Annotated in this window: 26 protein-coding genes; 13 read left to right on the top strand and 13 right to left on the bottom strand. The window is 67.7% G+C overall.

All coding sequences use genetic code 11. From position 1 onward, the window contains the following. Positions 1 to 18: 18 nt before the first annotated feature. Positions 19 to 2,454, bottom strand: coding sequence for a TonB-dependent receptor plug domain-containing protein (locus tag AC1DQJ_RS17285; RefSeq protein ID WP_477605522.1), 2,436 nt, complete (start codon positions 2,452 to 2,454; stop codon positions 19 to 21). A gap of 250 nt (positions 2,455 to 2,704) precedes the next feature. On the opposite strand from AC1DQJ_RS17285, the gene AC1DQJ_RS17290 reads away from it, so the two are divergent. The 7 genes from AC1DQJ_RS17290 to AC1DQJ_RS17320 are packed head-to-tail and all read left to right on the top strand — an operon-like array spanning position 2,705 to position 9,461. Next, positions 2,705 to 3,556 carry a hypothetical protein gene (locus AC1DQJ_RS17290; RefSeq protein WP_477605524.1) on the top strand — a complete coding sequence of 284 codons (852 nt, stop codon included), beginning with the start codon at positions 2,705 to 2,707 and terminating at the stop codon, positions 3,554 to 3,556. Next, positions 3,556 to 5,112 (top strand): transporter substrate-binding domain-containing protein, encoded by a 1,557-nt coding sequence (locus AC1DQJ_RS17295; RefSeq protein WP_477605526.1) that lies wholly within the window; start codon positions 3,556 to 3,558, stop codon positions 5,110 to 5,112. Before AC1DQJ_RS17290 ends, AC1DQJ_RS17295 begins: the two co-directional genes overlap by 1 nt. After that, the gene (locus AC1DQJ_RS17300) at positions 5,102 to 5,884 is read left to right on the top strand and encodes an ABC transporter permease subunit (protein ID WP_477605527.1); all 783 of its coding nucleotides are present in this window, start codon (positions 5,102 to 5,104) and stop codon (positions 5,882 to 5,884) included. Before AC1DQJ_RS17295 ends, AC1DQJ_RS17300 begins: the two co-directional genes overlap by 11 nt. Next, on the top strand, positions 5,881 to 6,636 hold the full coding sequence (locus tag AC1DQJ_RS17305) for an amino acid ABC transporter ATP-binding protein (protein WP_477605528.1): 756 nt from the start codon (positions 5,881 to 5,883) through the stop codon (positions 6,634 to 6,636). The genes AC1DQJ_RS17300 and AC1DQJ_RS17305 overlap by 4 nt, the downstream gene beginning before the upstream one ends. 16 nt (positions 6,637 to 6,652) lie before the next feature. Further along, complete coding sequence (gene metC / locus AC1DQJ_RS17310; RefSeq protein WP_477605530.1) at positions 6,653 to 7,861, top strand: cystathionine beta-lyase; 1,209 nt, start codon at positions 6,653 to 6,655, stop codon at positions 7,859 to 7,861. Next, on the top strand, positions 7,858 to 8,823 hold the full coding sequence (locus AC1DQJ_RS17315) for an amidohydrolase family protein (protein WP_477605532.1): 966 nt from the start codon (positions 7,858 to 7,860) through the stop codon (positions 8,821 to 8,823). Before metC ends, AC1DQJ_RS17315 begins: the two co-directional genes overlap by 4 nt. Beyond that, complete coding sequence (locus tag AC1DQJ_RS17320; RefSeq protein WP_477605534.1) at positions 8,823 to 9,461, top strand: glutathione S-transferase family protein; 639 nt, start codon at positions 8,823 to 8,825, stop codon at positions 9,459 to 9,461. Before AC1DQJ_RS17315 ends, AC1DQJ_RS17320 begins: the two co-directional genes overlap by 1 nt. A 74-nt stretch (positions 9,462 to 9,535) precedes the next feature. On the opposite strand, the gene AC1DQJ_RS17325 is transcribed toward AC1DQJ_RS17320, so the two are convergent. Beyond that, positions 9,536 to 10,876: an LLM class flavin-dependent oxidoreductase gene (locus tag AC1DQJ_RS17325; protein WP_477605536.1), complete on the bottom strand. Its 1,341-nt coding sequence runs from the start codon at positions 10,874 to 10,876 to the stop codon at positions 9,536 to 9,538. Between the two features lie 252 nt (positions 10,877 to 11,128). On the opposite strand from AC1DQJ_RS17325, the gene AC1DQJ_RS17330 reads away from it, so the two are divergent. Both AC1DQJ_RS17330 and yghU read left to right on the top strand, forming a co-directional pair. Next, positions 11,129 to 11,836 (top strand): glutathione S-transferase family protein, encoded by a 708-nt coding sequence (locus AC1DQJ_RS17330; protein ID WP_477605538.1) that lies wholly within the window; start codon positions 11,129 to 11,131, stop codon positions 11,834 to 11,836. Positions 11,837 to 11,940: 104 nt separating this feature from the next. Beyond that, positions 11,941 to 12,813 carry a glutathione-dependent disulfide-bond oxidoreductase gene (yghU, locus tag AC1DQJ_RS17335; RefSeq protein WP_477605540.1) on the top strand — a complete coding sequence of 291 codons (873 nt, stop codon included), beginning with the start codon at positions 11,941 to 11,943 and terminating at the stop codon, positions 12,811 to 12,813. On the opposite strand, the gene AC1DQJ_RS17340 is transcribed toward yghU, so the two are convergent. Beyond that, the gene (locus AC1DQJ_RS17340) at positions 12,810 to 14,141 is read right to left on the bottom strand and encodes a CitMHS family transporter (RefSeq protein WP_477605542.1); all 1,332 of its coding nucleotides are present in this window, start codon (positions 14,139 to 14,141) and stop codon (positions 12,810 to 12,812) included. The genes yghU and AC1DQJ_RS17340 overlap by 4 nt on opposite strands. 128 nt (positions 14,142 to 14,269) lie before the next feature. Between AC1DQJ_RS17340 and AC1DQJ_RS17345 the strand changes: the two genes are divergently transcribed. Then, the gene (locus AC1DQJ_RS17345) at positions 14,270 to 15,028 is read left to right on the top strand and encodes a GntR family transcriptional regulator (protein ID WP_477605544.1); all 759 of its coding nucleotides are present in this window, start codon (positions 14,270 to 14,272) and stop codon (positions 15,026 to 15,028) included. A 17-nt stretch (positions 15,029 to 15,045) separates the two neighbouring features. On the opposite strand, the gene AC1DQJ_RS17350 is transcribed toward AC1DQJ_RS17345, so the two are convergent. From AC1DQJ_RS17350 to AC1DQJ_RS17360, 3 genes are all read right to left on the bottom strand, one after another. Further along, complete coding sequence (locus tag AC1DQJ_RS17350; protein ID WP_477605546.1) at positions 15,046 to 15,360, bottom strand: DUF4387 domain-containing protein; 315 nt, start codon at positions 15,358 to 15,360, stop codon at positions 15,046 to 15,048. After that, positions 15,360 to 16,733 (bottom strand): acyclic terpene utilization AtuA family protein, encoded by a 1,374-nt coding sequence (locus AC1DQJ_RS17355; protein ID WP_477605548.1) that lies wholly within the window; start codon positions 16,731 to 16,733, stop codon positions 15,360 to 15,362. The genes AC1DQJ_RS17350 and AC1DQJ_RS17355 overlap by 1 nt, the downstream gene beginning before the upstream one ends. 138 nt (positions 16,734 to 16,871) lie before the next feature. Further along, the gene (locus tag AC1DQJ_RS17360) at positions 16,872 to 17,186 is read right to left on the bottom strand and encodes a hypothetical protein (RefSeq protein ID WP_477605550.1); all 315 of its coding nucleotides are present in this window, start codon (positions 17,184 to 17,186) and stop codon (positions 16,872 to 16,874) included. Positions 17,187 to 17,235: 49 nt separating this feature from the next. Here AC1DQJ_RS17360 and AC1DQJ_RS17365 point away from each other — a divergent pair, with 49 nt between their 5' ends. Further along, positions 17,236 to 17,664, top strand: a complete 429-nt coding sequence (locus tag AC1DQJ_RS17365; protein ID WP_477605552.1) for a hypothetical protein — start codon at positions 17,236 to 17,238, stop codon at positions 17,662 to 17,664. A 103-nt stretch (positions 17,665 to 17,767) separates the two neighbouring features. Further along, on the top strand, positions 17,768 to 18,949 hold the full coding sequence (locus AC1DQJ_RS17370; protein WP_477605554.1) for an OprO/OprP family phosphate-selective porin: 1,182 nt from the start codon (positions 17,768 to 17,770) through the stop codon (positions 18,947 to 18,949). A gap of 38 nt (positions 18,950 to 18,987) precedes the next feature. Here the strand turns inward: AC1DQJ_RS17370 and AC1DQJ_RS17375 are convergent, their stop codons facing one another. Further along, positions 18,988 to 20,265 (bottom strand): cytochrome P450, encoded by a 1,278-nt coding sequence (locus AC1DQJ_RS17375; RefSeq protein WP_477605556.1) that lies wholly within the window; start codon positions 20,263 to 20,265, stop codon positions 18,988 to 18,990. 168 nt (positions 20,266 to 20,433) lie between these two features. Here AC1DQJ_RS17375 and AC1DQJ_RS17380 point away from each other — a divergent pair, with 168 nt between their 5' ends. Further along, positions 20,434 to 21,534 carry an NADH:flavin oxidoreductase gene (locus AC1DQJ_RS17380; RefSeq protein ID WP_477605558.1) on the top strand — a complete coding sequence of 367 codons (1,101 nt, stop codon included), beginning with the start codon at positions 20,434 to 20,436 and terminating at the stop codon, positions 21,532 to 21,534. A gap of 153 nt (positions 21,535 to 21,687) precedes the next feature. Here AC1DQJ_RS17380 and AC1DQJ_RS17385 read toward each other — a convergent pair whose 3' ends face one another. From AC1DQJ_RS17385 to AC1DQJ_RS17410, 6 genes are all read right to left on the bottom strand, one after another. Next, positions 21,688 to 22,599, bottom strand: a complete 912-nt coding sequence (locus AC1DQJ_RS17385; protein ID WP_477605560.1) for an SMP-30/gluconolactonase/LRE family protein — start codon at positions 22,597 to 22,599, stop codon at positions 21,688 to 21,690. Positions 22,600 to 22,659: 60 nt separating this feature from the next. Next, complete coding sequence (locus tag AC1DQJ_RS17390; protein ID WP_477605562.1) at positions 22,660 to 23,178, bottom strand: dihydrofolate reductase; 519 nt, start codon at positions 23,176 to 23,178, stop codon at positions 22,660 to 22,662. A gap of 7 nt (positions 23,179 to 23,185) precedes the next feature. Then, the gene (locus AC1DQJ_RS17395; RefSeq protein ID WP_477605564.1) at positions 23,186 to 24,556 is read right to left on the bottom strand and encodes a sensor histidine kinase; all 1,371 of its coding nucleotides are present in this window, start codon (positions 24,554 to 24,556) and stop codon (positions 23,186 to 23,188) included. After that, positions 24,553 to 25,236 carry a response regulator transcription factor gene (locus AC1DQJ_RS17400; RefSeq protein ID WP_477605566.1) on the bottom strand — a complete coding sequence of 228 codons (684 nt, stop codon included), beginning with the start codon at positions 25,234 to 25,236 and terminating at the stop codon, positions 24,553 to 24,555. The genes AC1DQJ_RS17395 and AC1DQJ_RS17400 overlap by 4 nt, the downstream gene beginning before the upstream one ends. A 109-nt stretch (positions 25,237 to 25,345) precedes the next feature. Next, positions 25,346 to 25,570 carry a hypothetical protein gene (locus AC1DQJ_RS17405; protein WP_477605568.1) on the bottom strand — a complete coding sequence of 75 codons (225 nt, stop codon included), beginning with the start codon at positions 25,568 to 25,570 and terminating at the stop codon, positions 25,346 to 25,348. Positions 25,571 to 25,670: 100 nt separating this feature from the next. Then, positions 25,671 to 26,528 carry a thymidylate synthase gene (locus AC1DQJ_RS17410; RefSeq protein ID WP_477605570.1) on the bottom strand — a complete coding sequence of 286 codons (858 nt, stop codon included), beginning with the start codon at positions 26,526 to 26,528 and terminating at the stop codon, positions 25,671 to 25,673. Positions 26,529 to 26,872: the final 344 nt, after the last annotated feature.

A 26,872-nucleotide genomic window follows, 5' to 3' on the forward strand; every position in this document is an offset into this window, starting at 1 on the left:
CGCGCCCCGGCTTGGAGCCTAGAAGTTGGCGCGGGCGCGCACGTAGTAGTAGGCGCCGCTGAAGCCGTCCGGGGCGAGCGACGAGTAGGGGAAGAGCCCGTTCGTCGAGACCGTCGGATTGTCGAACTGATCGGGATAGGTGTCGAACAGGTTGTTGGCGCCGACCGCCAGGGTCAGATGATCGTTGACCTTGTAGGCGACGTCCAAATCCACCACCCACTGCTCCCCGAACTCCTGATCGAGAGTCGGATTGGCGTTGTCGGTGTAGCTGTAGGTTCCATAGCGCACGCCTCTCATCGAGGTCGTGAAGCTGTTCCAGGTGTGATCGGCGCTGAGCACGACCTTGGTTTCGGGAAGGCCCTTCTCGATGAGGCCGATGGCCTGGCGTCCGATCAGGGTCAGGCTGCCCACCGTGCCGCGGCGCACGGCTTGCACCTCGGTTTCGCCCCAGTTGAAGGCGGCCTGGAACTGGGTCGAGCCAGCCTGGCCCCAGTCGTGGGCGTAGTTGGCGACCACGTCGACGCCCTGCGTGCGGGTGTCGACGCCGTTGGTGAAGTAGCGCGCGCCGGCCGCCCCGCCAAAGCCGTTGGCGATGAGGATCGCCTGGACGGCTGGGCCGAGCAGGTTCTCGCTCAGCACGATGCGGTCGTCGATGTCGATCCGGTAGTAGTCGACGGAGAGGTCGAAACCGCTGGCGGGCGTCAGGACCAGGCCGGCGCTGTAGTTGACCGAGGTTTCAGCCCTGAGCGGAGTCGCGCCAAGCGCGACCGCGGCGGGCGCGCCGACCGGCAGCTGCTTGATGTCCGCGGCCAGGCGGACCGGCGGCGTGCCGACCGTGACGAAGGTGGTCTCGGTGGTCGCATAGCGTTGCTGGCCAAGGGTCGGGGCGCGGAAGCCGGTGCTGGCGGTGGCGCGCACCGCCAGCCAGTCGGCCAGCTCATAGCGGCCGCTGATCTTGCCCGTCGCCTTCGAGCCGAAGTCCGAATAGTCCTCGTAGCGGAAGGCCAGGTTGGTCTGCAGGCGGCTGGTCAGATCCGCCTCAAGGCTGGTGTAGGCGCTCCAGGCGTTGCGATCGAGCGAGCCGGCGTCGCTCGGTTGGAAGCCGGGGAAGCCCTGCGATCCGGGCGTCGTCGCCTGGCCGGCGTTGGGTCCGTCCAGCACCGGCACGCCGCCGTTGCGATAGGAGTTCGGTTCGCCGGCGCGGACCGTATATTTCTCCCAGCGATAGCCGAGGCCCGCCGCGAAGGTCAGCGGAGAGGCCAGGCCGCCGACGGCGAAGTCGCGGACCGTATCCAGATTGACGCCGCCTTCTTCGTTCTGCAGCCCGCCGGCGTCGAACTCCGTGGGGCTGGCAGTCCCGAGCGTGGCGTTGACGCTATTGAAGACCTCGAAGTCGATGGTGTTGCGCGCGTAGCTGGCTGACAGATCGACGTCGCCGAAGATCGAGCCCTCATGGCGCAGGCCGCCCTGGAAGGAATAGTCCTGCCCCAGGATGTCCAGGCCGGGCAGGAAGCCGTCCGGATAGAACGCGCGCAAATTGTTGTTGTCATTGGCGCGGCGGTAGTTGCCCTGTGAGCCGACCTTCTGGTCCTGGAAGTTGCCGAACGCATAGAAGGTCAGGCTGTCGGAGAGCGGCGCCTCGCTGTTGAGGAACAGGTTGAGCTGCGCCTGCTTCGGATCGCCCAGCCGATGGGTGTAGCGGTTGATGGTCGCCTCGCGCGGGTCGCCAGGGAAATACTGGGCCCGGGTGTCGGGGCCGGCGCGGTTGGTGCGGTCGCGCAGCACGTATTGGCCGCTCAGCCGGACGAAACCGTCATTGGCCAGAGGGATGCCGACGGTTCCGTTGAAATCGCCGGTCTGCCCGTCGCCCGCGTCACGCTTGCCATACAGAACCGATCCGAACCCGCCTTCGGGCGTGTCGTTGAGGACGATGTTGATGACCCCGGCGATGGCGTCCGAGCCGTATTGGGCCGAGGCCCCGTCGCGCAGCACTTCGATGCGCTTGATGGCGCTGAGCGGGATGGTGTTGAGGTCGACGGGGTTTGAGCCCCGGCCGTTGGTCGGCTTGATGTTCACCTGGGCGGTGCGGTGCCAGCGCTTGCCATTCACCAGCACCAGGGTCTGGTCCGGGGAGAGCCCGCGCAGGGTCGCGGGGCGGTAGGCCGCGGTGGCGTCATTGCCGGAGACGCGCGGGAAGGTGAACGAGGGCGCGAGCGATTGCAGCACTCCGTTCAGATCGGTCTGGCCGGTGGCGGCCAGGCGCTCGGCCGTGAACACGTCGACAGGCGCGACCGCAGTCAGCGCAGTCTGCTCGGCGCGGCGCGATCCGACCACGACGACTTCGTCCAGCGCCCCCGCGTCATCGGCATGAGCAAGGCCTGCGCTCAGCGCGCTGACCGAGGTCGCGACCAGCAGGGCGAAGCGCCGGAAACGGCGCGAATTGGTATCAGACATTTGGAGTACCCCCGAACAAAGCGGCGGGATCCGAACTGGAATCTCCCGTCGCGCACCTGCGCCCTATGGCGGCGCTTTTCGGGTTCCCCCCTACGGCGAGGCGGGCGAAAAGTTCGAAACAAGATAATTTCTATCGGAATTAGAATTTCTATTAGATGTGAATTACCTATCCCCTATTGCTAAAGGCGCAGTGAAATTCCTATTGATCGGGTCGTAAATAGCCCTGCTTGGAGGGCTTGGAGATCAAGTCATGACGGTCAGCCTGAGTTCTCGCGCACAGCGCTATCTGGAAGTTGCGAACAGGCTTCATGAAATCGAGCTGTCCGGACAGCCCGAAGCCGAGCGCCTGTCGGCCATCAAGCCCCTGCTCACCGAGCTTGCCGCGCAGCAGGATCTGTTCCCGGTGAAGGCGTTCCCGCGGGCCCCCGGGACCCCCGGCGGCCTGTTCCGGCTGGTGGAATTCGCCGACCAGCGTGGCGCGCTCTACATGTCGCTGGGCTACACCGGCAGAATCAATCCGCCCCATACCCACGCCTCCTGGGCGTTGGTCGCCGGCGTGTCCGGCGGGGTCGAGCACAACGTCATCTATGATCGGGTCGACGACGGCTCGATCGACGGCGAAGCCGAGCTTCGGCTGCGCGAGGAGATCCCGGTCGGGCCCGGCCAGATCGGGGTGGTGGAAACCGGCCAGTACCACACGATCGAGGTCGTCAGCGACGAGCCCGTGCTTCACCTGCACGCCTATGGCCACGCGGTGGACGCGCCCGGCTACAGCCTCCCGGCCTTCGACAGCCCCGAGAGCAAGACCTACAAGCTCCGGACCTCCGGCGCCTTCCAGCCGCCGCTGGCGGTCGCAACCCTGGACGAGGCGGCCGACGATGTCGCCGCCGGCCGCGCGATCCTGGTGTCCTCGGGCGCGCCCGTTCTTTCCGGCCCATTCGCGCTGCAGGCCGATGCGGGCAACGTCACCGAACTCTTGAACGACGCCGACGCTCCCACGACCGCGCCGGTGGTTGTCGTTGGCGATGAGGAGCAGGCCCTGGCGGTCGCCAAGGCGCTCTACGCCGCCGGCCGTCCGCTGGTCTTCCGGCTCGCCGCCTGATGTGGATGCAGCGCCTCGTCGCCCTGGCGGTCGGCGCTGCGGCGCTACTGTCGGCTTCCAGCGCGTCCGCGGGCGCGCTGGAGCGGATGGCCGCGCGTGGGGAGCTGCGGGTCTGCACGTCCAGCGACGTGAAACCCGTGGCCTTCCTGTCTCCAACCGGCGAGATGCAGGGTTTCCTGCCCTCCCTCGTGGTGGATCTGAACGACAAGCTCTCGGCCAAGCTCGGCAAGCCGTTGAAGCTCGAAATCGTCCGGATCACGCCGATGAACCGGATCGAGTTCCTCAACCAGGGGCGCTGCGACGTGCTGCTCGCGGCGTTCCTCGACACCCCGGCCCGGCGCAAGGTGGTCGATTTCGTCGAGCCCGGTTTCTACGCCTCGCGGGCGGCGCTGCTCGCCCCGCATGGCCATGGCCTGAAGACCTGGTCGGACCTGCGCGGCCGAACGGTCTGCGCGCCGGCGACCTCGGCCTGGGTGCGCCCCTATGAAGAGCGTTACGGCATCCGTTTCGCCTCCTATCCGACCACGCAGGAATCCAAGCTGGCGGCCCTGAAGGGGCTCTGCAGCGGCCTGATGATGGACGACGTGATCGCCGACTCGATGGTCGCAAGCGGCGTTGCGCCAGGCTTTGAATCCGCGCTGCCGCCCCAGGACGCCTTCGCCTGGGGCATTGCGGTGCGCAAGGGCGAGCCCGAGTTCAAGGCGGCGCTGTCGACCATCGTCACGGGCTGGCACGCCTCGGGCCTGGTGCTTGAGCTCGAGCGCCGCTGGGGCCTGAAGGCCAACCCCTTCGCCCACGGCCTTGGCCAGCCGGCGCAGGCCGCCAGCGCGCCTGGCGACGGCCTGCGTTCCTGGCTGACCGCCCGAGGCGTGAACCTCAGCTTCGTCTGGGACCGCGCCGACCGCGCCCGTCTGGTCACCGGCCTTGGCCAGACCCTCCTGCTCGCGGCGGTGGCGATCCCAGGCGCGCTGGCGGTGGGGGTGCTGGCGGTCTGGCTCGGGCGGCTGAACGGCCTCGCCGCGCGTCTAGTCGGCGGCTATGTCGCCGTGGTGCGCGCGACGCCCGTGCTGGCGCAGCTCTATATCCTCTATTTCGGCGTCGGCTCCCTGCTCGGGATCGGAAACGGCGGGGGAGGGGCAGCCCCGTTCCTCTACGCCGCCGCCGCCTTGGCCTTGCACTACGGCGCGCTCTGCGCCGACGCCCTGCGAGGGGCCATCGACACGGTGTCGGGACCGTTGCGCGAAGCCGCGGCCTCGCTCGGTCTGACGACGCGCCAGCAGTTTGTCCGAGTGATCCTTCCCCTGGGCGTTCGGGTGGCGTTCCCCGCGATCGGCAACATCGCCGTCCAGGTCCTGAAGACCACGACGGTGGCCTACGCCATCGCCGTGCCTGAGCTGCTCTACGCCGCCAACCGCATCTGGGCCGACAACGCCAATGCGCCCGAGACCATGGCGGCTCTGTTCATCCTGTTCCTCGGCCTGGCGGGCGGGCTGACCGTGCTGCTGCGATCGGTCGAACGACGCATCGCCGTCCCCGGGTTCGCCAATGTCCGCTGAGCGCCTCGATCTCCGTCTGGTGGCCGTTGGGACCGGAGGCGTCGGAGTCATCCTGACCGCCGGGCTGGTTCTGAATGCGGGCTGGCGTCCCGATGAGTCCGGCATCCTGGCCCTGCTGTTGCGCTGGACCCCGCACCTGGTCCACGCCTACGGCGCCAACCTCGGCATGGGAACGGCGGCGATGATCATCGCCACCCTCGCGGGCGGCGCTCTTGGCCTGCTGCTGACCAGTCGCCCGGCGCTGGCGCGCCCGGCCCTTTGGCTGACGCTTGGGCTCCGCAACCTGCCCTGGCTCGCGGTCATATTCTTCGTGATGTACCTGACGCCCTTCGAGATCCAGGTCGGCGGCAAGTACGTGCCGGTCCCGGGCTGGGCCAAGACGATCTTCGGCCTGGCGCTGCCGGCCTGCGGCTACGTCGCCGAGATCGTCCGTGGGGGCGTCGCCTCGGTCGCCACCGCGCAATGGGAGGCGGCAGCGTCTCTCGGCCTGGGCCGCTGGCAGACGCTGACGCGGGTCATCCTGCCCATCGCCCTGCGCCGCATGACCCCGCCGTGGATCAACATGCTCTGCACGGTGATGCTCGCCACCTCGCTCGGCAGCGTGGTCGGCGTCGAAGAACTGCTGATGGCGGTCCAGGACCTGATCGCCTCCGAGACACGCCAGGACGTCGCCTTCTGGGCCTACGCCTACGCGATGGGGCTCTTCTTTCTGACCATCCAGCCGGCGGCGCTCGTGTCCCGGCGACTTGAACGCCGATGGAGGGACTCATGAGTCTTGCTCTCGCCGCCGCTACCGATCCCGCGATCAAGATCCGGGGCGTCTCCAAGCGCTTCGGAGATGTCCAGGTGCTCGACAGCGTCGACCTCGATGTCGAGCCGGGCGAGATTGCGTGCCTGATCGGGCCGTCCGGTTCGGGCAAGTCGACGCTTCTGCGCTGCATCAACGCCTTGGCGCCCGTGGACGCCGGATCGGTGGTGGTCGGCGGCGTCGATGTCGCCGCGCGCGGCGCCGACGTGGTGGCGCTGCGCCGCCGGGTCGGGGTCGTGTTCCAGAGCTACAATCTCTTCCCGCACCTGACGGTGCTGGAGAACATCCTGCTGGGCCCCACCGTGGCCTTGCGGCTGCCCCGTACGCAGGCGCTGGAGAGGGCGCAGGCGCTGCTTGAACGCGTGCGGCTTGGCCACAAGGCCAACGCCTATCCGGCCGAGCTCTCGGGCGGCCAGCAGCAGCGGGTCGCGATCGCTCGCAGCCTGGCGATGCAGCCCGAGGTGATGATGTTCGACGAGGTCACGGCGGCCCTAGATCCTGAAATGGTCAAGGAGGTCCTGCAGACCATCCGCGACGTCGCCGCCGCCGGCATGACCTGCATCATCGTCACCCACGAGCTGCGGTTTGCGCGCGAGATCGGCGACAGCATCCATGTGCTGGTCGACGGCAAGATCGTCGAGTCCGGCTCCCCCGCCAAGATTTTCCAACAGCCCGCGACCGCCGAGACCCGGCGGTTCCTGGACAAGATGCTTTGAGTGAAGGCGTACGCCGATGAGTGCGAAACATAGGGACAATTCGACGCTCGGGGAGGCCACGCGGCTGACCCGGGTAGGGCGCAATCCGGCGCTCCATGCCGGTGCGGTGAACACCCCAGTCTACCGGGCCTCGACCTTCGTGTGGGAGAGCGTCGCCGAACAGGAAGACTTCGGACGGCGGATGGCCGATCCGGCCGACCACGTCATCCCTTACGGCCGGCTGGGCAATCCGACCACCCAGGCGTTGGAAGACGCAGTGGCCGAACTGGAAGGCGGCTTCCGCGGCCTGATCGCGCCCTCCGGCCTTGCCGCGATCTCCGGGGCGCTGCTGGCCTCGCTGGAGGCGGGCGATCACGCGCTGATCGTCGATAGCTGCTACTGGAACACCCGCAAGTTCTGCGACCTGGTGCTTAAGCGCGCCGGGATCGAGGTGACCTATTACGACCCGACGATCGGGGCGGGGATCGCCGCGCTGATCCGTCCCAACACCAAGGTCGTCTATGTGGAGTCGCCCGGCTCCCAGACCTTCGAGATCCAGGACGTGCCGGCGATCGCCGGGGCCGCGCACAAGGCCGGCGCCATCGTCATCCTCGACAACACCTGGGCCACGCCGCTCTACTTCAAGCCGTTCGAGCACGGCGTCGACATCTCGATCCAGGCGGCGACCAAGTACATCGTCGGCCATTCCGACGCGATGCTGGGTCTGATCACGACCACCAGGGAGCTCTACATCCCGACCCGGACCGTGGTCCGCCAACTCGGCTACACCGCGGGCGGCGACGACGCCTATCTGGGCCTGCGCGGGCTGCGCACGCTCGATGTTCGCCTGCAGCGGCACTTCGAGAACGGCGTCCAGGTGGCCGAGTGGCTGCAGGGCCGGCGCGAGGTCGCCCAGGTCCTGCATCCGGCCCTGTCGAGCTTCCCCGGTCATACGATCTGGAAGCGCGATTTCACTGGCGCCTCTGGCCTGTTCTCCATCGTTCTGAAGGACTTCCCCAAGCCGGCGATCGACGCCTTCATGGATGGTCTCGAGCTCTTCGGCATGGGCGCGAGCTGGGGCGGTTATGAGAGCCTGATCAAGCGCGAGGCCCTGCAGCGCACCACCGGCCAACTGCCGGACGGCGTGGTCCTGCGCCTGCACGTCGGGCTCGAGAGCCCCGACGACCTGATACGCGACCTGGCCGCCGGCCTCGATCGCCTTTCGCGCTATAGCGAGGCCGCATGACCAAATTGACCGATTGGCACGCTCACATCCTCCCGACCGAACTGGTCGAGGCGCTGGAGGCGCGCGATCTTCCTCCGCTGGTCGCTCCGGCCAACGGTGGCGGGCGTGGATTGGTGACCCGCAAGAATGCTCAGGCGCTGTCGTCAGCGCCCAGCCTGTTCTCGCCGGACTTGAGGTTGGAAGAACTCGACGCCGCCGGGATCGACGTCCAGGTGCTTTCGGTGCCCGGGATGATGGGCATCGACACCGCGCCGCGGGACGCCGTCGGTGATCTGGTGAGCCGCACCAATCTTGGCCTCTCGCGGATCGTCGCGACCCATCCGACGCGCTTCCGCGCTCTGGCCTCGGTTCCGCTGCACGATCCCGATCTGGCGGCCCGCGTCCTGGCGCACGCCATCGACGAACTGGGCCATATCGGCGCGATCTTGCCGGTGGACGCCTTTCTGACGCCGGAGGCAGGCGCGCGGTTCGCCGTCCTGCTGGCCGCTGCGCAGGCTCGCAAGGCGCACATCTTCGTCCATCCTGGTCCTTTGCCGGATGCGCCGACCAAGCCCGGTCCGGCCACGCCCCTGGAGCGGCTGCGCGAAGGCGTGACCGGCATCCAGAACGGCCTGACCGAGGCGGCGATCACGCTCGAGTTCTCCGATCTTCTCGATCCCTATCCTGACGTCGTGGTGCAGGTGGCCAATCTGGGCGGAGCGCTGGCCTACTATCAGGGGCGGTGGGCGCATACCGAGCACCGGCTCTTCCCGGACCGGCCCAGTTGGGATGGAAGCTTGCGCCGGATCCTGGTGGACACCGGTTCGCTGGGAGCCAGAGCCATCGGCTTCGCCGTAGAAGTCTTCGGACCCGACCGGCTGCTGTTCGGCACCGACGCGCCGATCTACTCGCAGGCGGAAGGAGCTGAGGCGTTCCGTACCGCCTTGGGCTTGGCCGCCGCCAAGATCCCGGAGCTGGCCTGATGACCGCGCTTACCAAGATCTGGTCGCGGCGCAGCTCGTCGAGCGCGCAGAAGGTGTTCTGGGCGCTGGAGGAACTGGGCGTTCCCTATGAGCAGATCGACGCCGGGCGCAGTTTCGGCGTCGTCGGGGATCAGGCCTATCTGGACAAGAACCCGAACGGGCTGGTCCCGACCCTGGAAGAGCCCGACGGCTTCGTGCTGTGGGAGTCCAACGCCATTGTTCGGTATCTCGCCGCCAAGTACGGCGAGGGGAGCCTGTGGCCTGACGACCTGCAGCGCCGCGCCGACGCCGACCGCTGGATGGATTGGACCACCACCACCGCGATCCCCGCGATCAACCCGCTGTTCGGCAAGCTGGTGCTGCATCCCAGCCCGGCTACGACGCAGGCGGAGATCGAAGGCCATATCCAGGCTTCCGAGTCGGTCCTGAAGCGCCTGGCGATTACGCTCGAACGCAGGCCCTATGTTGCTGGAGACAGCCTCACGGTCGGCGATATCCCGCTCGGCATGATCATCAATCGATGGTTCACGCTGCCGATCGCGCGCCCCTCGCTGCCGGTCATCGAGGCCTATCACCGGCGACTGTCCGAGCGGCCGGCCTATCTGCGCAACGTCGTCGGGGCGCCGCCTGTCGTCTGAGAAAGCATGACCGCAGGCGACAACGGCCACATTGGTCGGTCCGCGGTGCGGCCGCGGACCGACAACAGCCGCAGCTACTCCGCCGCCAGGGCCCGGGCATCCTGCCATCGATGCGCGGGGGCGGGCAGGCCGAGGTGGCCGCGCAAAGTGTCGTGCTCATATTCGGTCCGGAACAGACCCTTGGCCTGCAGCAGCGGAACGACCTCTTCGCGGAAACGGGCGAAGTCGCCGGGCCTGGTCACCCGCAGGATGAAGCCGTCGCAGGCGCGCCCCTCGAACCAGCGCTCGATCTCGTCGGCGATGGTCTGGGGCGAGCCGACGAAGTCGGACTTCCAGCCTGCGAACCGCTCGGCCGTCTCCCGTAGCGTGAGGTTTTCCGCCGTCGCGATGCGCACGATGCGCTCGGCCCGTCCCTTGTAGCTGTTGAGGCTGAGGTTGCTGACGTCCGGGAACGGGCCGTCCAGCGGGTATTGCCGGAAGTCGTGATAGTTGAAGGCGCGGCCAAGTTCGACGAGCAGCTTGTCGATCTCGCGTCCGCCGAGCTGCGCCTGCGCCAGCGCCCGGGCTTCTTCGTCGGTGTCGGCGATGATCGGGGCGAGGCCGGGCAGGACGCTGATGTGATCGGGATTGCGCCCGAGCTCGACGGCGCGGGCCTTGAGGTCGGCGTAGTATTCCTGACCCTCCTCGAAGGTGTCGACGCCGGCGAACACGCCCTCGGCGATCCGCGCGCCCAGGTCGCGGCCCGCGCCGCTGACGCCGGCCTGGAAGATCACCGGCTGGCCTTGGGGCGAGCGGGAAAGGGCGAGCGGCCCGGCGACGGAATAGAACTTTCCCTTGTGGTCGAGGGCGTGCTGCTTGGTCTTGTCCAGGAAGACGCCAGCGCCCTTGTCACGCGGGAACGCGTCGTCCTCATAGCTGTCCCACAGGCCCTGCACGACATCGACGAACTCGCCGGCGCGCTCGTAGCGCTCGCCGTGCTCGTAGTGCTCCTCGCGGCCATAGTTGCGTGAGGCGCCTTCCAGACCGGTGGTCACGACGTTCCAGCCGGCGCGGCCGCCGCTGATGTGGTCCAGCGACCCGAACTGGCGCGCGACGTTGTACGGCTCCCAGTAGGAGGTCGTGAGGGTGCCGACGAGCCCGATCTTGGAGGTCGTGACCGCCAGGGCCGAGAGCAGGGTCAGCGGCTCCAGCCGGTTCAGGAAGTGCGGGGCGGTGTCGGGCGTGATGAACGGGCTGTCGACGATGAAGACCAGGTCGAACTTGGCGGCCTCCGCCAGACGCGCGTTATCGATGTACCAGTTGATGTCGATCGAAGCGTCGCCAGCCAGGTCCGGATCGCGCCAGCTGGTATGGTCGGTGCCCACCCCGGCAAGGATCGCCCCGAGTTTCAAACGGCGTGTCGACGGCTGGGTCACTTAGGCTCTCCTGAGATTGGAGGGCGACGCTACTGCCCGTGACGTTGTCGGAATAACGAGTTGTTTTTACTTGTATTATGAGCGCGCATTATCCGATGCGCGTCGATCGGGAGCGACCCCGATGTAAAGCCGAGCATTTCTTCTCAGGCGTCCAGATTATCTGCCCGCGGGGCGCCAGCCTTGGGTAGGAATCGCTCCGAAATCATGGAAGGTGGAGAAAAGCCAAGAAGCTGCGCGGAGGAGCGCCCGACCATGATGAAGTTGTATTCCGGGGACCTGAGCCCGTACTCGGCCCGCGTGCGCATGCAGATCTACGCCAAGGGCATTACCGACATCGCCATCGAACTTCCCGCCGGCTTCGGCATGCCGAAGTTTCGTGAGCAGTTTCCGATCGGCCGCATCCCGGTGCTCGATATCGACGGCGACATGATGCCGGAGTCCGAGGTGATCGCGGAGTATCTGGAGGCGGTCTATCCCGAGCCGTCGCTGCTCGGCGCCAATCCGCGCGAGACCGCCCACATCCGCACCATCGCCCGCATCGGCGACATCTACATCATGAACAACATGTTCATGCTCTCGAGCCAGCAGCGCGCCGACACGCGCAATCAAGGCGTCGTCGACTTGCTGGGCGGCCAGGTCGTGCGCAACATCAAGGCGCTGGACAGGATGATCGGCAAGGACGGCTTCGCCTGTTGCGGTCGCCTGACCATGGCTGACTGCGCCCTCGTGCCGGCGCTGTTCCTGGTCGAGAACGTGCTGCCGGGCGTCGGCGTCGACAATCCGATCCCGGCCAACGCCAATGTCGCCGCCTATTGGACCGCGATCCAGAAGAATGAACACGCGGCCAAGACCCTGGTGGAGCTGCATCGCGGCCTTGAGGAGCGCCGCGAGATGATCCGCAACGGCTCGTTCGCCAAACTGATGGCCGCGGCAGCCGCGGCAGCCGCGGCGGAGCGCTGACTTCGACGACTAGGTCGAGCAGGGGCGGCTCGCCAAGCGCCGGGCGAGCCCCCACATACCCACATCCGGGCGCGGATCGCCCGTCGCCTTTGGAGCTTCATCGTATGACCGCCGACTACACGCCGCCGAAGGTCTGGGCCTGGAACAAGGAAAACGGCGGGCGCTTCGCCAACATCAACCGGCCGATCGCCGGTCCGACCCACGACAAGGAACTGCCGGTCGGCCGCCATCCGCTGCAGCTCTACTCGCTGGCGACGCCCAACGGGGTGAAGGCGACCGTGATGCTGGAGGAGCTGCTGGCGCTAGGTCACCGCGGCGCGGAGTACGACGCCTGGCTGATCAATATCGGAACCGGTGACCAGTTCGGCAGCGGCTTCGTGGCGGCAAATCCCAATTCAAAGATCCCGGCCCTGGTCGACCGCAGCGGACCCGAGCCAATCCGGGTCTTCGAGTCTGGGGCGATCCTGGTCCATCTGGCCGAAAAATTCGGGGCGCTGCTGCCGACCGATCCGGCCAAGCGGGCCGAGACCATGTCCTGGCTCTTCTGGCAGATGGGCAGCGCGCCCTATCTGGGCGGCGGCTTTGGCCACTTCTACGCCTATGCGCCGATGAAGAACGAGTACGCCATCGACCGTTTTGCGATGGAGACCAAGCGGCAACTGGACGTGCTGGACCGGCAGCTGGCCGAGCGCGAGTACATCGCCGGTGACGAGTACACCGTGGCTGACATCGCGATCTGGCCCTGGTACGGCGGCCTGGCGAAGGGCGTGCTCTACGACGCCGGCGAGTTCCTGGCGGTGCACGAGTACAAGAACGTGAACCGCTGGGCCGACATGATCGCTGAGCGGCCGGCCGTAAAGCGCGGCCGCATGGTCAACCGCACCTGGGGCGAGCTCTCGACCCAGCTGCATGAGCGTCACGAGGCCAGCGACTTCGAGACCAAGACCGCCGACAAGCTGCAGCCGGCGGCCAGCTAGGCCACGAGCGGGATCGCGCCGCTGAGCATCGCGACGCCCAGCAGCACCAGGCAGATCAGCACCGCCCACTTCAGGGCGAAGCGCTGGGCGTCGGCGACATCGACGCCCAGCAGCCCGCAAGCCAGATAGATCGGCGCCAGCAGCGGGCTGAGCGAGTGCACGGGCTGGCCGATCAGCGAGGCCCTGGCGATCTCGGTCGGCGAGATCCCGAAGTTGGCTGCGGTGCTGGCGATCACCGGAACCACGCCGAAATAGTAGGCGTCGTTCGACATCACGAACGACAGCGGCATGCTGGTCAGGCCCGTGATCGGCGCCAGCAGCGGTCCGACGTTCGGCGGAATGACCGAGAGCGCCGCGCTGGCCATGGCGTCGGCAAGCCCGGCGCCGTTCAGGATGCCGGTGAAGGCGCCGGCCGCGAAGATCAGCACCACCACATTGACCACGCTATCGGCGTGCGCGGCGATGCGGGCCCGCTGCTCCTTCAGCCCCGGATAGTTCACGCTCACGGCGATGGCGAAGGCGCCCATCATCAGCGCCAGCAGCGGCGCAAGGCCTAGGATCATGCCGAGCACCAGACTGACAGTCAGGGCGAGGTTAAACCAGAAGAGCTTCGGTCTGCGCGCGCCGGGCGCGTCGTCGGCGTCCGGCGCGTAGGCGGCCGCCTCCTGCGCGATCTCGGATGGCGTCGGGGTGAGCGCCAGGCGGCGACGCTCGGAGCGGCCGAACACCAGAGCCAGGATGAAGACCGTGGCGAGCGCGACGATCACCGCCGGCAGCAGGGGAAAGAGGACGTCCCTAAGATCGGCATGCACGGCGCTGGCGGCCCTCGCCGAGGGGCCGCCCCAGGGCGTGAAGTTCATCAGCGAACTGCAGAGGGCCAGGATGGTGGCGAGGATCAGCGGGTTCATGCCGAGCCGCCGGTAGACGGGCAGCATCGCAGTGATGACGATCAGCGCCGTGGTCGTGCCGTCGCCGTCCAGCGACACCGCGGTCGCCAGGGTGGCGGTGCCTAGGGTGACCCGCACCGGGTCGTCGCCGACGCTGGTCAGCACCTTGCGCACCAGCGGATCGAACAGTCCGGCGTCCATCATGATGGCGAAGTAGAGGACCGCGAAGGCCAGCATCAGGGCGGTCGGCGCGACTTGCAGCACGCCCTTGATCATCATGTCCCCGAGCCCGGGGCCGGCCCCGGCGATCAGTCCGAACAGGATCGGCACGATCAGCAGCGCGGCGATCGCCGACAGCCTCTTAGTCATGATCAGGGTCATGAAGGTCACGACCATCAGCAGGCCGACAAGGGCCGGATCGAGCAGGGGGGCGGCGATCAAAGGCGGGCCTCCGCCGGGCGATCGCCGGCCGATGAATTTCGAGGGAAGGGCACGCCGCCAGACTGGCGCCCGGCGTCGCGATCGCTCACCGTGCGCCGGCGCGAAGAATCTCGGAGACCAGGACGTCGATGACGGGCAGACAGAAGGAGCGGGTCGAGGCGTTCGCCGAACCCCCGAGCGCCGAGCCGTCGACCCATACGGTCCTGACCCGGCTGCGCGAGATGATCGTCACCGGCCAGATCGAGCCCGGCGCCCGCCTGCGCGCCGAGGGCCTGGCCACCCGGCTGGAAGTCTCGCGCACGCCGATCCGCAGCGCGCTGGCGGTGCTCGCGGCCGAGGGCCTGGTCGTCTACAGCGAGAACCGCGGCTACACCGTCCGGGCGGTGACCCTGGCCGATATCTTCGACGCCATCGAGGTGCGCGCCTCGGTCGAGGGCCTGGCCTGCCGTCTCTCGGTTGAGCACGGCTGGGCGGAACAGGATCTCAAACGCCTGGCCGAGGTGGTGCGCCAAGGGCGGGTGATCGTCGACCGCGGCGACTGGTCGGCGGAGCTTGAATACGACTGGTACCAGTCCAACTGGACCTTCCACCGCATGATCCACTACGCGACGCACAACGTGGTCCTGCGCCATGCCATGCGGATGACGCTGCTCTATCCGGTGTTCGGCGACCCGGTGCGGGTTTCGCCGACCGTCGCAGCGCATGTGGCGCCGCGCGCCCGCCAGCTGCCGACCACGACCCCGCCGCACATCGTGCAGTCGCAGGCCGACCACGAAGCGCTGGTGGAGCTGATCGCCAAGGGCGACGGCGAGGGCGCCCAGGCGCTGATGTCTGCGCATGTCCTGCGCACCCCGGCCCGCATCCGTGCGATCGCGACCTACCGCTAGCTGCGCGCGCGGCCCGATCACGTCGGGTCCAGCTCAACCTCGAGCAGTCGCACATATTGCTGGCCGGCGTGGAGGTCACGCTCGATCATGCCGCCCTGTGGCGTCACGCGCGGATAGGAGATCTTGAGCATGTTGAGGCTCGGCGCTGGGAAGCGCTTCACCAGGGCCGGATCGGCCCCGTAGAGCCGAGCGATCAGGTCGGGGCCCAGCGCCGGGCTCTCGCTGTACCGGGCGAACGACTCCGGACCATCGAAGAACAGGTCGATCGTCACCCAGAACGGTCCGGCGTTCTTCGAGCGCACATCGCGGCAGACGTCGCTGACCCGGGCCATCAGGCTGCCTCTCGAAGATCGATCCAGGCGGTGCGGACCAGCTCCAGCGGGTCGCCTACTTCGACCACGTGGTTGAGCAGGAACTCGAACACCGGCCCGCGGTCGATGTCGGCGGGCGAGAACGGAAAGGCGTAGCTGGGCAGTTCCTTGTCCGGGAACAGCGGGAAGTGGAAGAAGTAGGGGTTGCAGGCCTTGGCGATCTGCGAGGCCATCTCCTGGGTGTGTGCTGTGGCGACGAAAAGCACGCCGACTTCTCGGGGCGGCGGAGTTCCGGCCGGCGGCGTGTCGCCCGAGACCGCGTTCCAGCCGTAGATCCGCAGCGAGATGTGGAAGTCGCCGGCGGCCTCGCCAATGGTCCGGCGGACCCGCTGGTTGAGCGAATGCAGAAGCTTGTCGTGAAACTCATCGAGGTTGGCCAACACGGCCGGGTCCTGGATGCCGATCAGCATGACGGTCTGGAAGCGCCGGCCCGCCGCGCCCTCCAGCTTCATGGTGTAGGGACGCGGCTCCCAGATGGAGCCCGTGACCTTCACTGCCCGCTTCGAGACCGAGGTGTAGAGCGCCTCAGTGACGTCGAGCACGCCGCCGGGCTCGGTCAGCCGGAACGGGTCGCTGTTCTCGTAGAGCATGTGCGCCGAGACGCTCTCGGGGGTGCACCAGTTGTCCACGTTTAGTGGCTCGACCTCGAAGCCGTCCGTGTCGATGCTGATCAGCACGCCGGCGCCATTGGTGCGCACCGCCGTGCATTGGGCGCCGCACTCGGCGATCTTGGCCGCGTGCCAGGACGGTCCTGCCGGCGCGCCATGCAGCAGGGGAAAACAGGCCAGTACGGCGGTGTCGGTGGTGCGGCCGCCCAGGATGATGTCGGCGCCGGCCTGCAGCGCAGCCATGTAGGGCTCGGGGCCCATGGCCGCGACGATGCGGTCGCAGGCGTCGATGGTCGCGTCGTCCAGCGGGCCGAGCGGCGCGAGCGGGGTGATCTTGCCGGCGGCGTTCCTGGTCTTGAGGTTCGCCTTGTCCTGCTCGGAATAGAGCAGGGCGATGCGCGGAGTCAGGCCGAGTTCGCCGGCCACCTCGATGACGATCTCGGCGGTCCAGTCGACGTTCTGGTCGGCGCCCGCCTGGCCGCTGGTTCCGATGATGAGCGGAATTCCGGCCGCGGCTCCGGCCTTCATCAACAGGGTCAGGTCGCGCTTCACCGCCCCGCGGCTGTTCTTGGAGATCCCAAGCGCCAGGTAGGCCGCGCCGCTGTCGGTCGAGCCGGCGTCGGTGGCGATGGCGTGCGCGCCCTGGGCGATCCCGTAGGCGATCTCCTCGGCCCGCGCCCCGGCGCCCAGCTGCCCCGTCGGAACCAGGATCTTGATGGGCAGCATTTCGACGCACCTCGTTCAGTCGCCCTCAGACCGAGCGATCCTGACCGACTAACGCGGACGAATGCAATGCGTCAATATTTTGGATGCAAAATGAACCGACGAGCCGCTAGCGCCTTGGCGACGCGCGGCCAGGCCTCCTCAGACGTCGTCCAGGATGGGGGCGGCGGCCGGATGGCCGGCGATCAGGTCCTCGTGTTCCTCGGTGCGGGTAGTGCGCGAGACGTTGAGCCGCGTGAACAGCCCACCGGAGGATTCGGCCAGCTTGGCCTGGGCGAGATGCCTGGCGCGCGAAAGATTGCCGGTCACGCCCAGGGCGACGATGGTCGGGGTGGCGCCATCGAACAGCAGCACCGCGAAGTTGCCCGCCATAGGGGTATGATTGTCCCCTTCCGGCCAGGAGCGGAAGCGGTAGGCGGCGCCCGATGCGCCCGGAAGTTCGACGAAATCACGCATATGTATGTCCAAGGCGCCGCAGAGACGCCACCTTCAAGAACTATCGGGCTTGGATTCGACCAAGCACCGGAACGAGGGGCCGTACAAGGCCATGGCGGAATCTATCGAGCGGTTTCTCCGCCGTCGCCCCACCATCTCAACCCATGCGCCACTTGGCCGCGTGTTCAACGTACTACGCGAAACCTGGCGGCTTCAGGATGATCCGAAGCGCATAGCGCCGGAAACAGGCTTCATTGCGACCGGACGCACAGCCGCTGAAGCTGCCGACATGGCGCGTGAGACGGCGGCCAGTTTCCGGCGGCATGGGTTCGACAAGGCCTCCGGCGCCTGGTGGGGCGTGGAGGGCGAGCTGTTCCACCGGATCACCGTAGCACCCAAGCGCAAGCGGCGGCTCGGCCTTGCGATCGGGCTCGGCGCCGCGGGCCTGGCCAGCGTGCTCGTCGCCAGTGCAATTCGGGGGCGGGGCGAAAAGTCCTAGGCTGATGGTGTTGGGTCGTTGAACGCCTGCGTCTAGAGGACGGGCGAACTGTCCTCAGGGGGAGGCGACGATCTTCAAGGCTTTGGTATTGGCGCGCGCGGCAGTGTTTGCCGCAGCGGCGTTCGGCGCGAGCTCGGCCTGGGCGTCCGACGGCGAACTGCATTGGGACGGCCGCCAGCTGGTCTCGCCGGAGGGCGGGTTCTCGATCCGGCCCAAGGGGCGGCTGCTGCTGGACGCCTCGACCACGGAGGGCTCGCGCTTTCCGGCGCGCGACGTGTCGGGCGACGAACTCCGCACCCTGCGCCTGGGCTTTGACGGCATGGTCGGCAAGCACCTGTTCTACACCGCCGAGGGCGACTTCGCCCTTGAGGACCCGATCCTGCGGAGCACCTACGTGGCCTGGCGGGACCGCTGGGCCGGCAAGGACGTGGAGTTCACCCTGGGTAACCGGTTGAGCGAGCGCGGTCTGGACGGCTCGAGCAGCTCGGACGGCACGCCGTTCCTGGAGCGCAATTCCGTCGCCTTGGCGATCTCGCCCCTGAAGGGGTTCTACGGCTGGGGCGGCATCGCCAAGGTCTATGGCGACGACTGGCACGTGGCCATGCAGGTGGCCGGGGACGATCCCGGCAACCGCGGCGTGGCGCGCGACACCACCTCGTACCTGGCCCGCGCGCACTGGAACCCGATCAAGGGCGGCAACGGCGCGGTGCACCTGGGGCTTTGGGGGTTCTACGAGGACTATCCGAGCGACCTGGCCGCCCACGCCAAGAACACCGCTTGGGCCGGGCACATCAACAGCGCCGTGCAGGTGCCGCTGGGCACGCTGCGCAATCCGCGCGACGGGGCCGGATACGGCGCCGAGGTCGGCGGTTCGCACGGGCCGCTGTGGTCGTACCTGGAGGCTGGGCGCCGCCAGATCCGCACCGCCGCCGATGACGTTCACGCCGACGCCGTCTCGTTCAGCGCCGGATGGATGATCACCGGCGAGGCCCCGGCCTATGCCACCCGCAGCGGCACCTTCGTGAAGATCGGCCCGCACGCGCCGTTGTCGAAGGGCGGTGTGGGCGGCTGGGAGGTCGCGGTTCGCTACCAGACCCTCGACAACACCGACGCGCCGCTGGGCGGTCGCGGCCGGGAGGCCGAGCTGGGGGTCAACTGGCGGCTGGAAGACTGGATGCGGCTGATGGTCAACCTGACCCACTGGGAGGTCCGCCACCGCGTCGGCGCCTTTGTCGGCGACGACAGCGGCGACACCCTGGCCGGCCGCCTACAGGTCAACTTCTAAGGAACGGCCTCTCCCCGAAGGGAGAGGCGAGGGAGCCCTTAGTACCGGGTCGGGATGATCACCGGCAGGTGCTCGTAGCCCTTCACGAAGGACGACAGCACCCGCTTGGGTTCGGCCTGCACTTCGATCGACGGGAAGCGCTTGATGATCTCTTCCCAGAGGATCTTCAGCTGCAGCTCGGCTAGACGGTTGCCGACGCAGCGGTGGATGCCGAAGCCGAAGGACAGGTGCTGGCGGGGACGCTCGCGGTCGATGATGTAGGCGTTCGGGTTCTCGATCACCTCGTCGTCGCGGTTGCCCGAGACGTACCACATGATGATCTTGTCGCCCTTCTTCATCTGCTTGCCACCCAGTTCGAAGTCCTGGGTCAGGGTGCGGCGCATGTGGGCCAGCGGGGTCTGCCAGCGGATGGTCTCCGACACCATCGACGGGATCAGGTCGGGGTTGTCGTAGAGCTTCTTCTTCTGGTCGGGGTTCTGGTGCAGGGCCAGCACCGAGCCGGTCATGGTGTTGCGGGTGGTGTCATTGCCGCCGACGATCAGCAGGATCAGGTTCCCGAGATACTCCATGCGGTCCATGTTCCGGGTCGCCTCGCCGTGGGCGAGCATGGAGATCAGGTCGCCCTTCGGCGGCTCGTTGACCCGCTCGTTCCAGAGACGGGTGAAGTAGTCGACGCACTCGAACAGCTCGGCCTTGCGCTCCTGATCGGCGACTTCCGGATCGGTGGAGCTGAACAGGCCGGACTCGGGGCCGGCGGTGGCGACGTCGGACCAGCGGGTCAGCTTGCGGCGATCTTCCCAGGGGAAGTCGAACAACGTGGCCAGCATCTGGGTGGTCAGCTCGATCGAGACCTTGTCGACCCAGTCGAACTCCTCGCCGATCGGCAGGCTGTCGAGGGTCTTGCAGATGCGCTCGCGGATCAGCGGTTCGAGTTCGTGGAGGTTGGCGGGCGAGACGATCGGGCTGACGGTCTTGCGCTGGACGTCATGCTTTGGCGGGTCCATCGCGATGAACATCGGCAGCATGAAGTCGTCTTTGGGATCGAAGATCGTGATCGCCGGTTCGGACGAGAACACCTGGTGATTGGTGTCCACGGCCATGATGTCGTTGTACTTGACCACCGACCAGTAGGGGCCGTCCTCATGGAGGCCCTCCTTGTGGTAGTGGACCGGGTCTTCCTTCCGCAGGCGCTCGAAGTAGGGCCACATGGTGTCGGAGCGGAAGAGCTCCGGATCGGCGAGATTGAACTCATCGAGCGGCAAGGCGTAGGCCTTGGCGCGCGCTTCAGCTTTCAGGTCGACGGCGCCGTCGCTCATGGCAATTTCCTCCGGGATCGGGCCTTGGGTGACCGTTGTTCACCTGACAATGGCGCCGGAACGGCTTCAGGGGAAGTTGTTGGCGGTCCAAGAAATTCTGGACTGACAAAACGACCGGTCGTGCGGTAATTCCGGCGCTACGAACACCTGTTTGAAACCGGAGCGCCCATGTCGGCCGACGCCCTCTTCAAGCCCTTTGAGTACAAGGGCCTGCATCTTTCCAACCGCATCGTCATGGCGCCCATGACCCGGTCGTTCTCGCCCGGCGGCGTGGCGACCGACGATGTGGCCCAGTACTACAAGCGCCGCGCGGCGGCGCAGGTCGGGCTGATCGTTTCGGAAGGCACTGGAGTCGACCGTCCGGCCTCGCTGAATGACAAGAACGTGCCGCGTTTCCATGGCGAAAAAGAACTGGCCGCCTGGAAGCATGTGATCGACGAGGTGCATTCGGTGGGCGGCGCGATGGCGCCCCAGCTCTGGCACGTCGGCAACGTTCGCACCCGTGATCCGGAGTGGAACCCGCCTGGCCCCTATGACAGCCCCTCGGGCCTCTCGCGTCCCGGCAAGGAGTTCGGCGCGCCGATGTCCGAGGAAGAGGTGGCGGACGCTGTCCGCGCCTTCGCCGAGGCCGCCGCCAACGCCAAGGCCCTGGGCTTTGAGTCCATCGAGCTGCACGGCGCCCACGGCTATCTGATCGACCAGTTCTTCTGGGACGGCACCAACCTGCGCGAGGACGCCTATGGGTCCAAGGATCTGCCGGGCCGCGCGCGCTTCGCCGCCGACATCCTGAAGGCCGTGCGCAAGGCCGTCGGTCCCGACTACCCGGTCATCATTCGCATCAGCCAGTGGAAGCAGCAGGACTACGACGTGAAGCTAGCCCAGGACCCGAAGGCGCTGGAAGCCTGGCTGGGCGCCCTGGTCGACGCCGGCGCCGACATCCTGCACTGCTCGCAGCGCCGGTTCTGGGAGCCGGAGTTCGAGGGCTCGGACCTCAACTTCGCCGGCTGGGCCAAGAAGCTGACCGGCGTGCCGACCATCACCGTCGGCTCGGTGGGGCTGTCGGGCGAGTTCATCGCGGCGTTCGCCGGCGAAGGCTCCAAGCCTGCCTCGCTCGACGAGTTGCTGCGCCGACTGGACCGCGGCGACTTCGACCTAGTCGGCGTCGGCCGGGCGCTGCTGCAGGACCCTGAGTGGGCGGTAAAGGTCCGCGAGGGCCGGACCAGCGAGCTGCAGAGCTTCGAACGCGACGCCCTGGCGAAGCTGTACTAGGGCGCTTTAGATCCTCCCCTCTTGGGGGAGGCGGATCGCCGCGAAAGCGGCGAGACGGAGGGGGACTGCTCTCCTGCGGCAGGAGTCAAAGTCCCCCTCAGTCAGCCGTTCGGCTGACAGCTCCCCCGCGGGGGAGCATCTATCTATCATCGCCTAGGCGTTGAAGTTGAGCTTCAGGCCCGGCCGCGGCCAGGTCGCCTTGTAGAGCTTGCCGGTCGAGGAGGCGGTGATCCAGGCCGTCTTCATGTCCGCCCCGCCGAAGCAGATGTTGGTCACGATCAGGTCCGGCACCGGATAGTGCTCGACCGTGCCGTTCGGGTCGAAGGCGGTGATGCCGCCGTTGAGAATGGTCGCCACGCAGACCTTGCCGCCGGCCTCTACAGCCAGGCTATCGAGGAACTGCACGCCCTGGAGGTTGTGGACGGCGCGGCCGGCGGCGAAGCCGACCGGCGGCCCGAGCACGCCCGGCTCCACGACGTCGAAGGCCCACAGTCGGCCGATCTGGGTGTCGGCGAGGTAGACGGTCTTTTCGTCCGGCGAGAGGCCGACGCCGTTGGGCGAGATCAGATGGTCACGCTGGCGGCTGACGTGGCTGCCGTCGATCTTGGCGTAGTAGAGCGCGCCGAACTTGCGGCCCTCAGGCGTGCCGCAGCCGTGGTCGGAGAACCAGAAGCCGCCCTGCTTGTCGAACACCAGGTCGTTGGGGCCGACGAACGGGCGCCCGTCGCACGCGTTGTAGAGGGTCTTGAGCTCACCGGTCTTCAGGTCGAAGCGCTGGATGTAGCCGCCGACGTGGCTGGGCGGGGTGGGCCCCGGCACGGTCAGTCCGTCCTGCTGGGGCCAGGTGAACGAGCCGCCGTTGTTGGTGATGTAGATGGCGCCGTCCGGGCCGATAGCCGCGCCGTTCGGGCCGCCGCCGGTCTCGACCACGGTTTCCTTGCGTCCGTCCGGATAGACCCGCGTCAGCCGCTGGCCCTTGATCTCGGTGAGGATCACCGAGCCGTCGTTCATGGCGATGGGGCCTTCGGGGAATTCGAACCCCTCGGCGACGAGCTGCAGTTCCATGGTTGCGGTCCCTCCACGTCGCCACACGAAGCGGTGGCGTTCGGAGGGACTATGACCGCGTTATCGGCGTTCCAAAACCCGGAACTTAAACGGGTGTTCGTCGCCTTCGCCGGCCGGGTGGGACTCGCTGCGCACCTCGCGCCAGCGGCTCTCGTCGATGGGCGATAGAGTGACGTCCCCCGTCACCTCAGCGTCGACGTCGGTCAGGTAGATGCGCTGGGCTCGGGCGAGCGCGAGTTCGAACAGCGAGGCGCCGCCGATCACGCAGAACTCGTCGACGCCGTCCTCGGCCGCCTGCTCGCGGGCGATGGAGACCGCCTCGCTGAAGTTGTCGCAGACCACCGCGCCGTTCGGCTCGAACGAGCCGTCGCGGGTCAGGACGATGTTGGTGCGGCCGGGCAGCGGCTTCTTGGGCAGGCTCTCCCAGGTCTTGCGGCCCATGATCACCGGCTTGCCCATGGTCACGGCGCGGAAGATCGCCATGTCGGACTTCAGCCGCCAGGGCAGGGCGCCGTCGCGGCCGATGACGCCGTTGCGGTCGCGGGCGATGGGGCCGGCGGAAAGGATCGGAGAGCTCATGCCCCCGTCATAGCATCTGTCGGTGGTCGGCCAAGACGATCACCGCACGCAGCCCCGGATGGGCGTCCTCAAGTTCCAGCACCCCGCCGTGCAGCTTGGCGCATGCGGCGGCGATGGCCAGGCCGAGCCCGCCGCCCGGCCGAGAGCGGGCCTCGTCGAGGCGCACGAAACGCTCACGCACTCGGCCGCGGTGCTCGGCCGGGATGCCCGGGCCGGTATCTGAGACGACGATGCGGACGACGCCGGGGGCCTGTTCCAGAGCCAGGCGCACCTGGGCGCCGTCGCCGGCGTGGTGAGCGGCGTTGTGCAACAGGTTGCCGACCGCCTGACGCAGGATCAGCTCGTGGCCCTGAACAACCAGCGGCCCTTGAGGCTCGGGCGAGAGGAAGATCTGGCCGGCGTCTTCGACCACCGGAGCGAACAGTTCCCCGACCTCGGCGACCAGGGCGGTGAGGTCGACCGGGGCCATCATGTCGCGTGAGAGCCCAGCCTCGGCCCGGGCGATGTCCATCAGCGCCGAGAGGGTGGAGAGGGCGCGGTCGGCCTCGTCGTGGGCGAGGGCGATGGCGTCGAGGCGCTCGCCCTCGGCGATGTCGGGGTCGAGCGCGCGGGAGAGGTCCGCGCGCATCCGGGTCAGCGGTGAACGCAGGTCGTGGGCAAGGCTGTCGGTGACCGTGCGCATGCCGGTCATCAGCTCCTCGATGCGGTCGAGCATGCCGTTCATCGCCTCACCCAGCCGGTCGAAGACATCGCCCTTGGGATGGACGTCGGTACGGGCCGAGAGGTCGCCCTCGGCGATGCGGCCGGCGGTGGCGGCCAGGGTTTCCATGCGGCCGAGCAGGCGGCGGTTGAACCAGACGGCGGCGAGCAGGACCACGGCGAGGGCGGCGGCCAGGGCCGCGCCGGCGCTGGCCACCAGGGCGCGGCGGAAGGCGATCCGCTCGCCGATGTCTTCGTAGACCACCAGGGTGCCGCCGGTGGAGAGCGGCTGGACCAGCACGCGCCAGGGAGAATCCCGGCCCTGGCTGAAGATCTTCATCCGCGCCGCGCCCGAAGCCGGCAGCCGTTCGACCGGGGCCAGGCGCGCCCCGCCGAGCAGGCGGCCATCCTCGGCGTAGAGGGCGTAGCGAAAAGCTCCGCCGGGATCGGTGCGCTCGCGCAGGTCGAGGGCGCGGGCCAGCGGCGCGGCGCCTTCCTCGTGGGCGAAGGCGACAAAGTAGTCGCGGGCGGCGGCGGCCACCGCCTGCTGGCGATCGGCGATGATCGCCTCGCCGATGCGATCGACCATCAATAGGCCGACGGCGAGGGCCGAGACCGTGACCGCCAGCATGACGCCGATCACCGCGCCGGGGCGCAGGCGCGATCCGGGAACCTTCATGGCTCCTGCGAGAGCCGGTAGCCGGTCCCGCGCAAGGTGTGCAGCAGCGGGGAGGGGAAGCCGTCGTCGATCTTCTTACGCAGCCGACTGATATGGGTGTCGACGACGCTGGTGTGCGGATCGAAGCGATAGTCCCAGACCTGCTCGAGCAGCATGGTGCGGGTGACCACGCGGTCCTTGTGGCGCAGCAGGTACTCCAGCAGTTTGAACTCGCGCGGCAGCAGTTCGAGCGGCCGGCCGGCGCGGCTGACCCGGCGCGAGAGCAGATCGAGGCTGAGGTCGCCGCAGGCGAGCCGGGTCTCGACCTCGGCGCCCGGACGGCGGCGCATCAAATTCTCGAGCCGGGCGGAGAGCTCTGAATAGCCGAACGGCTTGGTGAGGTAATCGTCGCCGCCGGCCCGCAGACCCTTCACGCGTTCGTCCAGGTGGCTGAGCGCCGACAGGATGATGATCGGGGTCTCGATGGCGGCCGCGCGCAGGGCCTTGATCACGCTGAGGCCGTCCATGCCGGGGACCATGCGGTCCATGACGATGGCGTCGAACGGCTCGCCCGAGGCCGCATAGAGGCCGTCACGGCCGTCGGCGACGTGCTCGGCGGTGAAGCCCTCCTCGCGCAGGCCCTTGAGGATGTAGTCGGCCGTCTCGGCGTCGTCCTCGACCAGCAGGATGCGGCGGCTCATGCCCTGGTCCTCATGCTCAGCTGTGACGAAGATGGCCCCGAACCAGGTCCACGCCAAGACGGTCGGGCGGCTACGGGAGACGAGCCGCCCGACCGGCGCCAAAGGGGGACTAGCCCTTGGCGACGCACGCCTTGACGAAGGACGCCTCGTCGCCAGCGTGGGTCTTCTGGCTCTTCCAGGACTTTTCGCAGGCCGCCCTCTTCGTGGCCATGCTGGTCGCGGTCGGCGCGGGCTTGGCCGGGGCGCTTGCGGCGGGGGCGGGGGTGGCGGCGAAGGCCGCGGAGCCGATCACCAGGCTGAAGGCGAGGGCGGCGGGAGCGATGAGGTTGCGCATGGGCTCTCCTTGATGTCGGCCGGATCGATCCGGATCAGGAGAACAGACACCGCGGGACCTTCAGGCCCCGGTCGGCGAACTCGCAAGTTTGTAAGGTTGCCTAGACCGCGATTGGGGCGTCGATCTTCTCGTGGGCCTTGTAGCCGCGGAGCTTGAAGTCCCCGAACTCGAACCCGAACAGGTCGCGCTTGTCGGCGATCTCCATGACCGGCAGCGGCAGGGGCTCGCGGGTCAGTTGCTCGCGGGCCTGGTCGAGGTGGTTCAGATAGAGGTGCGCGTCGCCCAGCGTATGGACGAACTCGCCCGGCTCCAGGCCGGTCACCTTGGCGACCATCATGGTCAGCAGGGCGTAGGAGGCGATGTTGAACGGCACGCCTAGGAATACGTCGGCCGAGCGCTGGTAGAGCTGGCAGCTGAGCTTTCCGCCCCCTTTGTCATTTGGCGCCACGAAGAACTGGAACAGGCAGTGGCAGGGCGGCAGCGCCATGTCGTCGACATCGGCCGGGTTCCAGGCCGAGACGATGTGGCGGCGTGAGTTGGGCATGGTCTTCAGGCCCTCGACCACACCCGCGATCTGATCGATCACGCGGCCATCCGGTGCTGTCCACGAGCGCCATTGCTTGCCGTAGACGGGGCCCAGCTCGCCCTCAGCGTCGGCCCATTCGTCCCAGATCGAAACTCCGCGCTCCTGCAGCCAGCGGACGTTGGTGTCGCCGCGCAGGAACCACAGCAGCTCGAGGATGATCGATTTGCGGTGCAGCTTCTTGGTGGTGAGGAGCGGGAAGCCCTTGGCCAAGTCGAAGCGCATCTGGCGGCCGAAGACCCCCAGGGTGCCGGTGCCGGTGCGGTCGCCACGCTGCACGCCGTTCGCCAGGATGTCGGCGAGCAGGTTCAGATACTGCCGCTCGGGATGATCGGCGGCGGCGGTCGTTTCGGCGATGGCGACGTGGGCGTTCATGGTCATCCCGACGGCTGCAAGCTGCCTGGAGTTTGGCCCCAGACGGCGCGAATATACAAGATGTGGTGTGCGTTACCCCTGTGGGTAACTAGATCGTCCAAGGCCGTGCCGGCCCGGCGAGGCGCTGTAAGCATCCATGGCGGCATTTTCGTGGGAGTCGACGACGTTAGTAAAATGACGCAATCTCCAGTCGAGTTTGCAAGGTCGTTTGAGGGCAGGGGGCCCGGGGCCGCAGCCAACAGGATCCGTTCGATGTTTCTCGCCCTTCTCACCGCGTCGCTTCTGGCTTCGGCAGAGCCGGCCGCCCAGGCCGCGCCCGAACCGGCCGCCGCCCCGGCGCCCGC

It is taken from the genome of Phenylobacterium sp. P4_E10 (assembly GCF_056401675.1).

Coding starts and splice junctions, on each gene's coding strand:
- AC1DQJ_RS17285 (WP_477605522.1), bottom strand. CDS start 2,454: ATGTCTGATACCAATTCGCGCCGTTTCCGGCGCTTCGCCCTGCTGGTC.
- AC1DQJ_RS17290 (WP_477605524.1), top strand. CDS start 2,705: ATGACGGTCAGCCTGAGTTCTCGCGCACAGCGCTATCTGGAAGTTGCG.
- AC1DQJ_RS17295 (WP_477605526.1), top strand. CDS start 3,556: ATGTGGATGCAGCGCCTCGTCGCCCTGGCGGTCGGCGCTGCGGCGCTA.
- AC1DQJ_RS17300 (WP_477605527.1), top strand. CDS start 5,102: ATGTCCGCTGAGCGCCTCGATCTCCGTCTGGTGGCCGTTGGGACCGGA.
- AC1DQJ_RS17305 (WP_477605528.1), top strand. CDS start 5,881: ATGAGTCTTGCTCTCGCCGCCGCTACCGATCCCGCGATCAAGATCCGG.
- metC (WP_477605530.1), top strand. CDS start 6,653: ATGAGTGCGAAACATAGGGACAATTCGACGCTCGGGGAGGCCACGCGG.
- AC1DQJ_RS17315 (WP_477605532.1), top strand. CDS start 7,858: ATGACCAAATTGACCGATTGGCACGCTCACATCCTCCCGACCGAACTG.
- AC1DQJ_RS17320 (WP_477605534.1), top strand. CDS start 8,823: ATGACCGCGCTTACCAAGATCTGGTCGCGGCGCAGCTCGTCGAGCGCG.
- AC1DQJ_RS17330 (WP_477605538.1), top strand. CDS start 11,129: ATGATGAAGTTGTATTCCGGGGACCTGAGCCCGTACTCGGCCCGCGTG.
- yghU (WP_477605540.1), top strand. CDS start 11,941: ATGACCGCCGACTACACGCCGCCGAAGGTCTGGGCCTGGAACAAGGAA.
- AC1DQJ_RS17345 (WP_477605544.1), top strand. CDS start 14,270: ATGACGGGCAGACAGAAGGAGCGGGTCGAGGCGTTCGCCGAACCCCCG.
- AC1DQJ_RS17350 (WP_477605546.1), bottom strand. CDS start 15,360: ATGGCCCGGGTCAGCGACGTCTGCCGCGATGTGCGCTCGAAGAACGCC.
- AC1DQJ_RS17355 (WP_477605548.1), bottom strand. CDS start 16,733: ATGCTGCCCATCAAGATCCTGGTTCCGACGGGGCAGCTGGGCGCCGGG.
- AC1DQJ_RS17360 (WP_477605550.1), bottom strand. CDS start 17,186: ATGCGTGATTTCGTCGAACTTCCGGGCGCATCGGGCGCCGCCTACCGC.
- AC1DQJ_RS17375 (WP_477605556.1), bottom strand. CDS start 20,265: ATGAGCGACGGCGCCGTCGACCTGAAAGCTGAAGCGCGCGCCAAGGCC.
- AC1DQJ_RS17380 (WP_477605558.1), top strand. CDS start 20,434: ATGTCGGCCGACGCCCTCTTCAAGCCCTTTGAGTACAAGGGCCTGCAT.
- AC1DQJ_RS17385 (WP_477605560.1), bottom strand. CDS start 22,599: ATGGAACTGCAGCTCGTCGCCGAGGGGTTCGAATTCCCCGAAGGCCCC.
- AC1DQJ_RS17390 (WP_477605562.1), bottom strand. CDS start 23,178: ATGAGCTCTCCGATCCTTTCCGCCGGCCCCATCGCCCGCGACCGCAAC.
- AC1DQJ_RS17395 (WP_477605564.1), bottom strand. CDS start 24,556: ATGAAGGTTCCCGGATCGCGCCTGCGCCCCGGCGCGGTGATCGGCGTC.
- AC1DQJ_RS17400 (WP_477605566.1), bottom strand. CDS start 25,236: ATGAGCCGCCGCATCCTGCTGGTCGAGGACGACGCCGAGACGGCCGAC.
- AC1DQJ_RS17405 (WP_477605568.1), bottom strand. CDS start 25,570: ATGCGCAACCTCATCGCTCCCGCCGCCCTCGCCTTCAGCCTGGTGATC.
- AC1DQJ_RS17410 (WP_477605570.1), bottom strand. CDS start 26,528: ATGAACGCCCACGTCGCCATCGCCGAAACGACCGCCGCCGCCGATCAT.